This is a genomic window from Nocardia sp. NPDC059154 (assembly GCF_042755705.1).
In the GTDB taxonomy this organism is placed as follows: domain Bacteria; phylum Actinomycetota; class Actinomycetes; order Mycobacteriales; family Mycobacteriaceae; genus Nocardia.
Window position 1 is genome coordinate 88,417 of sequence record NZ_JBHZCS010000042.1, and the last position, 8,209, is coordinate 96,625.

Sequence of the window (8,209 nt, forward strand, 5' to 3'; positions counted from 1 at the left end):
GGGAGGGGTTATGCGGTGGCCGGCGTCGGGTCGTCACCGGTGCGCGGGGCAGGGGCGGGGGCGGGTGAGGTGCCGGGCAGGCGGGACTGTTCGGCTTTGTTGAGTGGCACGACGCGGCCGAAGCGGGCGTGGCCGCGTTTGAAGAACACGAAGTCGCCGGTGTCGAACTGGCGGACCCGGTCGGGGTCGACCAGCCATTTCTCACCCACCGACACCTGGCCCTCGTCGCCGTGGCGCTGGCCTTTGATCAGGTGCCGAGACGGCAGCATGACCGGGATCGATCCGGCGTGTTTACACAGCTCGCCCGCGTTCTCCAGGTAGCCGAGGATCACTCCGCCGGCGCAGGTTTTGAGGAGTCGTCCCAGCGACCAGGCGTCGGGGGCCACCGATTCCGGGGACTGGCCGCAGAAGACCATGGCGATCTTCTGGGAGCGCCCGCGTTCGGCGATGTCCTCGACCCCGATCGATCCCTTCCTCGTGGTCAACGCCGACAGTTCGTCGATGAACAGGATCACGCTGCGCCGCAGCTCTTTCGCAGTCCGCCCGGCCCGCTCCAACAGCAACTGCAAGATGGTGGCGACCTGGGCGCGGGCAGCGTCCTTGTCCAGGGCGGGCACGGTCATGAACAGCACGTCGAGGTCGTTGATGTCGCGGCCGCCGTCGAACACCATCCGCCCGCTGGTGTCCTTGAGGTTCTCGAACAGGTTCGTGCACTTGATCAGCGCGTCGTCGAGCTGCGGGACTTTCTCGGCCTGCATCGCGTCGATCTGGCGCACCACGTCCGGGGCGTTGTTCCAGATCTCCTTGAGCTTGGTCTCCTGCAGCCGCTCCAACAGTTCGATGTGGTTGCGCGGCTTACCGACCGGCGCATCCACGACCAAGGACGCGATGCGGGTTTGCATGCTCTCGAAATGCTGGCCCTCGGCGGTGGTGGCCTCAGCGGACGCGCCCAGCAGAGCGCCGATCATGGCCCGCAGATCCCGCGCGGGAGTGTCTTCCCAGATGTCGAGGGTGTCCATCTCCGGGATCACCAGGGCGATCCGCTTGGGGTCGACGCCCTGGGCGAGCATCGATTCGCGCAGGCTCAACCCGAGTTCGCGGTCGTCCTCGCCGCCCTTGCACGAGATCATCACCAGCAGCGGACGCGCATGCTTGCCCGCCATCCCCGGAACCCCGGTCCACTTCTGCCAGACCCGCCACTCGTAATCGAACAAGGCGGCCCCGTAGCGTTCCATCAGCACGGTCTTGCCGCTGCCGGTGGTACCGAACATGGCCTGCTGCTTGCGGGCATCGGCATGCGCGATGGCCAGCCATGGCTGGTGACGCTTGGACAGCGTCCGCCATACCCCCGGCGCCTTGTGGCTGGTGGTGTCGGCGAGGGTGCCGAGCACGATGTCGTGCCCGCGGTGCAGCGGCGCACCGCTTTTGGCCGCGCGGGCGGCGGCCTGCTGCCGACGGGCCGTCAGCGAGTCCCGGACACGTGTGGTACTGCGCAGCGACTTCAACCCGACGGTCTCGGTCTTGATCAGGAAATGCGCCCACCACAGCGACGCCACCACCATCGTCGACGGCAGACCCAGGACCAGCATCATCGACAACCCGCCCAGCTGCCCGTGGGCCAGATGCTCGGTGCCGCCCCACAACAAGCTCAAAGGAGTCGACCACGACCCGCCCGCCAACACCGACGTCAACGGCAACGCCCACGCCGCGGCCGCGAAGTTGCGCAACCGGTGCGGCTCAACAGGTTTGGTCGCAGCCACAGCCACGATCAGCACAAGCATCGCGGCCAGCACCGCCCCACACACCAGCGCGGTCTCCACGGTCGCGCCGGCGTGCGCCAGGCCATGACCGGACCAGTCGGTGAGGGGGTCGGTCACCTCCCGCACGACCGTCGGCGTTCCGGGCGGGGGCTCGGCGGTGATCTGCGGGATTGGCGGACTGTCAGCCGGGCCCGGCACGGTGGCGAGGGGCCCGCAGTCGGTGGGGGTGATCAGTGGGGTGCAGTCGGTGGGGCTCATGATGCTTCCTTGGAGATTTCGAAGATGTTGTGGCGCTCGCGTTTTGCTTCGCGAGCAGCGACACGGAGTTGGTGGCGGGCGGCCAGGAAGGCATTCCACTGCTTGTCAAAGTCCTGGATCTGCAGATCCAGCGGCAGCGCAGCGAGTTCGGCCGGAAGCCGTCCCGCGGCGGCCTCGACGTTGTTGAGGACCGCGTCGGACCGGCACAGGTAGAGCAGGCCGACCATGGTGTAGGGGTGGGCGTCACGGGCGGCGCGGATCGCGCCCTGCAACGCGGTGTCCATGTGCGTCTTGTCCTTGACGCTGAGCTCGACCTCCAGCGCCCACCAGCCGTAGTTGCCGCCCACCACACCCAGGAACCGACCGTCGTGCAGGTGCGGTCGCCCCGGCAGCGGGTCGATGCCGGTGGAGAACTCCAACACCGGAGTCCCCCGCCGCTTCTCAGCGATACGGGCCGCGGTGGTGGCTTCGCGGCGCAGGGTGCGTTCGGAGATGAACGCGCGTGGGTCGTTGCCGACCAGCATGATCCGGGCTTGGGCGACCGCGCGGTAGTGCTCGGCGTACATCAGCGGCGGGGTCCACTCCGCCGGCCGCCACCCCAGATACCGGGCCTCGACCCGCGGCGGCGCGAACACCCACGCCCGCCCGCGCTGCACCTTCTCCAGCTCGCACAACAAGCCCTTGGCGATCAGCTCCCGCACGATCGCATACGCGCTGGACTCCAAGACGTTCAGGTACTGGGCGAGCACGTCGACCTGCATGCCGCGCATGTCCGAGACCGCCCGCAGCACCTCGGACTGGCGTTCGGTGATCGTCGCGCGCCGCGCCGGCGGCAGGACCCGTCCCAGCGATCCCGCGGGCACTCCGAGCTCGGCGGCGATCTCCTTGGCCCGGAAACCACTCGCCCGCAGCGCTTGCGCTTCGCCGAGGACGGTTTCGACTTGGCGCAGGCTGACCCCGAGAAGGGTGCGGATCTGGGTATAGGTCAGGCCAGCGTCCCGTAGACCAGCGATGATCTGGGTCCGGTGGCGGCGCTCCAACCCCGCGTACCGGGTGTTGTTCTCGTTGTGGTTCATCGGGTTCGCTCCAATCCCCGGCCCCGTCCGCGCTGACGGCGGGCCGCGATATCGACGCGCGCCTGGGCGGCGAGTGCGCCCATCGCCTCGACCTCGCTGCGCGAATACGGTTTCCGGGCAATCGATTCGGACTCGGATGCGCCGGTGGTGTCGGTGTGTCGTGTGGTGCGGTGGTGGGCTCGGTCGCGTTCGACCAGGCGGGTGTTGATTCCGAGTCGGTCGGCGATCTCGTCGTTGGTCAGCCCTTGGCGGGCCAGCTCGTCGACGTGTTCGCGGCGTTCCTCACGCGCGGATGCCGGTGTCCAGCGCGCTTTTTCGGGGCGGCCAGCCGGGTCGTCGATTGCGGTTTCGTCCCACTCCATCGGCAGCGGCCACCCGCGCCGCTCCCCCAACGCGCGAGCCTGAGCCGACGGACCCGGCACCAACTGCAAACGGTCGAACAGCTCCTTGACCGCACGCTCCCGGCCGGCGGCGATGTCGTGGGTGACACGGCCGGTCTTGTCGGCACGGTTGCCCATCAACGACCGGATGGTGCGGCTCCGCTCGCCGACGCCCAGCTCTCGCGCCAGCTGCGCCGCCGGATAACCCGACGCCACCAAAGCTTGGAACCGGCGCCGCGCACCCAGGATCGGGACCAGCGCGGTGTCCGAGGTGACCTCGGCGGGACGCTCGGGCACATCGACCGCCAGGACGGCCTGTTCCAGCCAGGCCGCGACCTGCTTGTCCGGGCCGGCCGCCATGATCTGACTGAGCCCGGACTGACTGACACCGGCCAGCTTGGACAGCTGGTTCGGGTTCACTCCGGCAGCACGCATCGCTTCCACATGCGCCCGCACCGCATCAGCCGAAACCCTCGGATTCCAGCGCCCGTAAGCGATCTCACGGCTACGGAACGCGGCATAATGCGTCGCACACAACCCACGGCCCTGAGCCTCACCGGTCCCGCAACCGCAACTCACCGCGATCGCCCCCGATCACGCTCTTTAGCGTCACGACCGGCTTGGCGGCGAGCAGCCAGCTCGATGCGGGTCGCCTCGATCAGCTCCCGCACATCGGCCGCGTCGACCCCTCGGCGTTCGCACGCGTCCGCCGAGCGCACCCAGCGAGCGATCCGCAGCGACTCCAGCTGCGCCTCGGTGCACTCCCGCTTGGGTACCGAGGTTGCTTCGTCATAGAGGCAGGCGCGCACCAGGCCACGACGGGTGTTGCGCATCACCTGTGCCTGCGCTTCGTCACCGGGGCGCCGATTGTCCTGCGCCAGTTGACGTTCGGTCCGCAGATGCGCGGGCGCGGAACGCCAGGGGTAGGTGGGTAGTCCGTACTGCTCGCCGGCGGGATCATGGAATCCGGAATTCATCGCGACCGCCGCCGATCCCGCTCGACTGGCTTGCGCGTCTGCTGGCGTGCGGTGAGATCCGCGCGAGCCCGGTCGATCAGCTCACGCATCTCCGCGTCGTCAGCGAACGTGGTAGCGCGCCGGGCGCGGGACCTCGCGACTGATTCGCTGCCCCACTTGGCTTCGTGGTAGGCATCGGCGGCGGCGAAATACTCTGCGGCCGCGAGTCTTCCGGCCGTGCGGCCGTGATCGAACTTGACGCGCTCGGCGGCACAATCACGGCGTCCCTTCCGCGTTTCGACGTCGAACGCGGCGCTGCTGATGTCCTGCAGGACATCGGTGATTGTGCTCAGTCGATCGCGTTCGGCGCGCAGGGCGGCCAGATCTGCCGGCTCCCTTGATGGCGTGGTCATCTCGGCTCCGGGAAGTTCTCAGAGGTGAATCCACCCTTGGGACGCTGCAACTTGGTGACCGCACGTCCACGCCGCCACAAGTTCCAGCTGGTGACGATCAGCCCGATCTGCTCGCGGTCGCTGACGCGCAGCCGGTTGACGCGGATGGAATCGAGGCGGTCGCGCAGCGCGAGGATCGGGGAATCGGCGGCCAGGCCGGCGCCGCTGTCCCACAGCCGCACGAACTCCGCCGCCGCGGCCGCATCGATCTCCGACAGCCGCATCGCGACCGCGCACGCCACCGCCGGACGGGCCTTCAACCGCTTCGCGACGACGGTGAACCGGTCGGCAATGGTGACCAGTTCCGGGTAGGCGGTAGCGAATTCGACCACCCGCGTGGTGGATACACCGCCCCCGCGCACGATGTCACCGAAGAGGTTGCCCTCCATCCACACCATGTAGACCCGCAGCGCGGCGGCGACCATCGACGTGTTGTGACTGGTGATCCCAGTGATGGCGAGCTGGTCACTGGGGGTGCGTTTCGCGCCCTGGTCCATGGTGACCTGGGTGTCCGGCGACAGGCCGCGCACGATCAGCATCGGGAAACGCATGCCGGTGGTGCGGGCGATGGCCTGCAGGCGGTGCTGGCCATCCAGGAGTTCCCCGTCGGGACCGAACTTGACCGCTTCACCGTTGAAACGCCAACGGCCCGAAACCATGTCGTCGTAGTACTGCTGCACCCGCGCCTGCCGGATCGGCCGGTTGTTCGGGTTACGTTCGAGCCAACGCCGCGCCAGGGCGCTGTCGACATCCATGACCTGGCTGGTCACGGGAGTGTTATCGGGGTCGACCAGATGCATGGGTTATCCCTCCTCGGGACGGTCAGAAGAATCGGAGAGCCGGTCGATGACCTGGTTGAGGGCGTCGCGAGCGCGCAGCAGATCAGCCAGGAACCGGTGCGAGAGCTGTCCGGCGTGCCGGTCGAAACGGTCATCACCGGTCAGCCGGACCAGCGTGTTCGTCTTGGTCAGCAGCTCGCCGCGGGCGGTGTCGAACGAATCGGTGATCGGACGCCGCCGGCGCGGTGCCACCGCTGTCTCGCCGTTCTCGGCAGGGCCGTTCTCGGTGTCGCTATCGGTAATTGGTTCGCGTTCAATGGGTTTCGGCTGATAGGTCCGGCCGTCCAAACCGACCACCGGGTCAGGTGATTCATTTGAATCACTCGATGACAGTTCCCGAGACACCGTCGGCTGGCTCAAACCGGTCGCGGCGGCGATGGCGCGGGTGCTCATGCCGATGTCGCGCAGGGAGGCCACGACTTCGGCGCGGTCCTCCCGCGGGATACGCAGCTGCGCGCCGTCGAACTCGGCCGCACAGTAGGTGTCCCAGCTGTCGTAGCCGAGCACCGTCCACACACGGCCGGTGTAGGCGTGTCGTACCAGCTCCCAGACCTGCGCCACCCGGGCACGGATGTTGTCGGTGAGCTCGCGCGCGGCTTCTTCGGTCAGAGGCTGCTGCTTGGTCGTGATCTCGATGCTCATCGTGACCGCCTCCGATCCGGCGCCACGGATACCTGTGCGGCAGTGGAATCCAGCTCCCGCATCCACGGCCGCACGCTCACCTGCGGTGTGACAGCACGGGCCTCACGGCCGACGGATGTGGGGTGCTGGGCGCGGCCCTGGCCGACACGTTCCATCACCGCCGCCGGTGTCAACCGCTCGTGCGGGGCCGACAACGAGTGCAGCTGCTCCCGGTCCAAAGCGTCGTCCAGCGCGGTCGACAGCTCGGCGACGCGGGCATTCCGCTCGGCAAGGGTCCGGCGCAGGCGTTCGTTCTCGGCCTCCAGCACCGCTTTCGGCCCGAACAACGCAGTCCAGTTCATCGCGACACTCCCGGCGGGGTCGGCGCGATCGTGGAGGCGTGCACGCAGTCGATGCGCGAAACCTCGTCCGCGCGGCACACATTCGGCGAAACTTCCCGTGTGCTGCCCTGACCGAGCATCAGTCCGACCACCACGCCGGCGCCGAACACCGCAGCGACCCCGGCGAACACCAGCCGCCACCGCAACGACGCCGCGTATGCATCCGGATCGATCAAGCCAACGGGGTCGTACTTGCGACCCGACAGCGCCGGCATCCCGGAGTGATCGCGGGCGAAATCCATAGGGTTCATCGCCGCCACCGCCGCCGCGACGACCGGACGAACCAGCGCAACCCGAACACGATCACGCCCGCACCGATCAGCAGGCTCGCCAGGAATTGCGGCGCACTCAGCAGCGCGACACCCAGGACGACCAGAGCGAACAGGAAGACGTTGAACCGGGTCATGAGCGTTGCTCCTGCCCGACCACGCGGCCCAGGCATAAATGCCCGAGATCCGCACTCACCTCACCCAGGTCCCGCACAACCATCGACATGTCGTCGCGGGCCTCGACCAGCCACGACGCGATCTCTCCGGTCGCGGCCACCGCGCGGGCGACGTCCGCCCGGTCGCGATCATCGGCCAGCGCGGGGTTCTCGATGAGCCGCTGCGCCCAGTAGGACAGTTGACCCAGCACCTGATCCGCCGACCGCATGCCGACGGTGAAGTTCGCGACTATCACCGATACGTCGGCCGGATCAGTGAGCGCCCCCGCGATGCTGTAGCGGGTGGCGTGCGCCAGATACCGCCACAACTCGGCCACCGCCATCGACGCGGCGACCACTGACTCCGCGGTGTGCGGGCCCTCCAGCGGAAACAGCGCCTGCACCATGTCGGTGCGATCGATCTTCCACAACCCGCTCATGACGCCACCGCCTCGCACTCAGGCTCGACTGCCGGAATCTCATGCGCCGCATCGTGTTCGGCAAGCACACCGGGCAGAGCCTCCAACAACGCGCGGGCGTGCTCCATATGCAGCGCCATGTAGCCCGACGTGCCCTTCAGCGACACGTACACGTAGGCGGGTATCTCCAGACCAGCGTCCGCGGTGTGCGCGGCCTGGTACCGGACCTCAGTGCCCTCCACGGCGTAGCCGGGAGACGAAACCGATATGTACGACATCAGGCCACCCCCTGGCCGTTGACCGGGGTAGCGAGTGCGAGCAGCTCCTCGCGGTCGACGCGGATGATCTTCGGGCCGAATCGGTAGCCGGTCAGGAGACCGTTGCTGATCCAGTTGCGAACCGTGCGCTCGGTGACGCTGACCGTCTTCGCGGCCTCCTGGAGGGTCACCAATGGCGCGCCCTCAGGCGTCGACTTGATGCTGACTTTCAGGGAACTTCTCGAACGGGTCATTGCGTGGACTCCTTCGGTACCAACGAGCGAAAGCTGTTGGTATTCAGGAGAACTCGGTGACCATTCCTTGAATCAGTGCGCAAGTTGAGGCGCTAGGCGCGCAGGGGGGCGC

Annotated in this window: 13 protein-coding genes; all 13 read right to left on the minus strand. The window is 67.9% G+C overall.

What is annotated here, in order from left to right; genetic code table 11:
* Nucleotides 1-8 precede the first annotated feature (8 nt).
* Nucleotides 9-2,018, minus strand: coding sequence for a hypothetical protein (locus tag ACFXN1_RS31365; RefSeq protein ID WP_379443959.1), 2,010 nt, complete (start codon nt 2,016-2,018; stop codon nt 9-11).
* Nucleotides 2,015-3,094: a hypothetical protein gene (locus ACFXN1_RS31370; protein WP_379443958.1), complete on the minus strand. Its 1,080-nt coding sequence runs from the start codon at nt 3,092-3,094 to the stop codon at nt 2,015-2,017. The genes ACFXN1_RS31365 and ACFXN1_RS31370 overlap by 4 nt, the downstream gene beginning before the upstream one ends.
* Nucleotides 3,091-3,909, minus strand: coding sequence for a hypothetical protein (locus ACFXN1_RS31375; RefSeq protein ID WP_379443957.1), 819 nt, complete (start codon nt 3,907-3,909; stop codon nt 3,091-3,093). The genes ACFXN1_RS31370 and ACFXN1_RS31375 overlap by 4 nt, the downstream gene beginning before the upstream one ends.
* A gap of 140 nt (nt 3,910-4,049) precedes the next feature.
* Nucleotides 4,050-4,451: a hypothetical protein gene (locus tag ACFXN1_RS31380; protein ID WP_379443955.1), complete on the minus strand. Its 402-nt coding sequence runs from the start codon at nt 4,449-4,451 to the stop codon at nt 4,050-4,052.
* The gene (locus ACFXN1_RS31385) at nt 4,448-4,843 is read right to left on the minus strand and encodes a hypothetical protein (protein WP_379443954.1); all 396 of its coding nucleotides are present in this window, start codon (nt 4,841-4,843) and stop codon (nt 4,448-4,450) included. The genes ACFXN1_RS31380 and ACFXN1_RS31385 overlap by 4 nt, the downstream gene beginning before the upstream one ends.
* Entirely contained in the window at nt 4,840-5,682 is an 843-nt protein-coding gene (locus ACFXN1_RS31390; RefSeq protein WP_379443953.1) for a hypothetical protein, read from the minus strand. The genes ACFXN1_RS31385 and ACFXN1_RS31390 overlap by 4 nt, the downstream gene beginning before the upstream one ends.
* Nucleotides 5,683-5,685: 3 nt before the next feature.
* Nucleotides 5,686-6,363, minus strand: a complete 678-nt coding sequence (locus ACFXN1_RS31395; protein WP_379443951.1) for a hypothetical protein — start codon at nt 6,361-6,363, stop codon at nt 5,686-5,688.
* On the minus strand, nt 6,360-6,704 hold the full coding sequence (locus tag ACFXN1_RS31400) for a hypothetical protein (RefSeq protein WP_379443950.1): 345 nt from the start codon (nt 6,702-6,704) through the stop codon (nt 6,360-6,362). Before ACFXN1_RS31400 ends, ACFXN1_RS31395 begins: the two co-directional genes overlap by 4 nt.
* Nucleotides 6,701-6,994 carry a hypothetical protein gene (locus tag ACFXN1_RS31405; protein WP_379443949.1) on the minus strand — a complete coding sequence of 98 codons (294 nt, stop codon included), beginning with the start codon at nt 6,992-6,994 and terminating at the stop codon, nt 6,701-6,703. Before ACFXN1_RS31405 ends, ACFXN1_RS31400 begins: the two co-directional genes overlap by 4 nt.
* Nucleotides 6,991-7,149, minus strand: coding sequence for a hypothetical protein (locus ACFXN1_RS31410; RefSeq protein WP_379443947.1), 159 nt, complete (start codon nt 7,147-7,149; stop codon nt 6,991-6,993). Before ACFXN1_RS31410 ends, ACFXN1_RS31405 begins: the two co-directional genes overlap by 4 nt.
* Nucleotides 7,146-7,607, minus strand: coding sequence for a hypothetical protein (locus ACFXN1_RS31415; protein ID WP_379443946.1), 462 nt, complete (start codon nt 7,605-7,607; stop codon nt 7,146-7,148). Before ACFXN1_RS31415 ends, ACFXN1_RS31410 begins: the two co-directional genes overlap by 4 nt.
* On the minus strand, nt 7,604-7,864 hold the full coding sequence (locus ACFXN1_RS31420; protein ID WP_379443945.1) for a hypothetical protein: 261 nt from the start codon (nt 7,862-7,864) through the stop codon (nt 7,604-7,606). Before ACFXN1_RS31420 ends, ACFXN1_RS31415 begins: the two co-directional genes overlap by 4 nt.
* Nucleotides 7,864-8,097 carry a helix-turn-helix domain-containing protein gene (locus ACFXN1_RS31425; protein WP_379443943.1) on the minus strand — a complete coding sequence of 78 codons (234 nt, stop codon included), beginning with the start codon at nt 8,095-8,097 and terminating at the stop codon, nt 7,864-7,866. Before ACFXN1_RS31425 ends, ACFXN1_RS31420 begins: the two co-directional genes overlap by 1 nt.
* Between the last annotated feature and the right edge of the window lie 112 nt (nt 8,098-8,209).

Excerpts from the sequence above, each read along its gene's own strand:
- ACFXN1_RS31405 (WP_379443949.1), bottom strand. The coding sequence starts at position 6,994 with ATGAACCCTATGGATTTCGCCCGCGATCACTCCGGGATGCCGGCGCTG.
- ACFXN1_RS31385 (WP_379443954.1), bottom strand. The coding sequence starts at position 4,843 with ATGACCACGCCATCAAGGGAGCCGGCAGATCTGGCCGCCCTGCGCGCC.
- ACFXN1_RS31425 (WP_379443943.1), bottom strand. The coding sequence starts at position 8,097 with ATGACCCGTTCGAGAAGTTCCCTGAAAGTCAGCATCAAGTCGACGCCT.
- ACFXN1_RS31380 (WP_379443955.1), bottom strand. The coding sequence starts at position 4,451 with ATGAATTCCGGATTCCATGATCCCGCCGGCGAGCAGTACGGACTACCC.
- ACFXN1_RS31415 (WP_379443946.1), bottom strand. The coding sequence starts at position 7,607 with ATGAGCGGGTTGTGGAAGATCGATCGCACCGACATGGTGCAGGCGCTG.
- ACFXN1_RS31375 (WP_379443957.1), bottom strand. The coding sequence starts at position 3,909 with ATGCGTGCTGCCGGAGTGAACCCGAACCAGCTGTCCAAGCTGGCCGGT.
- ACFXN1_RS31420 (WP_379443945.1), bottom strand. The coding sequence starts at position 7,864 with ATGTCGTACATATCGGTTTCGTCTCCCGGCTACGCCGTGGAGGGCACT.
- ACFXN1_RS31370 (WP_379443958.1), bottom strand. The coding sequence starts at position 3,094 with ATGAACCACAACGAGAACAACACCCGGTACGCGGGGTTGGAGCGCCGC.
- ACFXN1_RS31365 (WP_379443959.1), bottom strand. The coding sequence starts at position 2,018 with ATGAGCCCCACCGACTGCACCCCACTGATCACCCCCACCGACTGCGGG.
- ACFXN1_RS31400 (WP_379443950.1), bottom strand. The coding sequence starts at position 6,704 with ATGAACTGGACTGCGTTGTTCGGGCCGAAAGCGGTGCTGGAGGCCGAG.
- ACFXN1_RS31390 (WP_379443953.1), bottom strand. The coding sequence starts at position 5,682 with ATGCATCTGGTCGACCCCGATAACACTCCCGTGACCAGCCAGGTCATG.
- ACFXN1_RS31395 (WP_379443951.1), bottom strand. The coding sequence starts at position 6,363 with ATGAGCATCGAGATCACGACCAAGCAGCAGCCTCTGACCGAAGAAGCC.
- ACFXN1_RS31410 (WP_379443947.1), bottom strand. The coding sequence starts at position 7,149 with ATGACCCGGTTCAACGTCTTCCTGTTCGCTCTGGTCGTCCTGGGTGTC.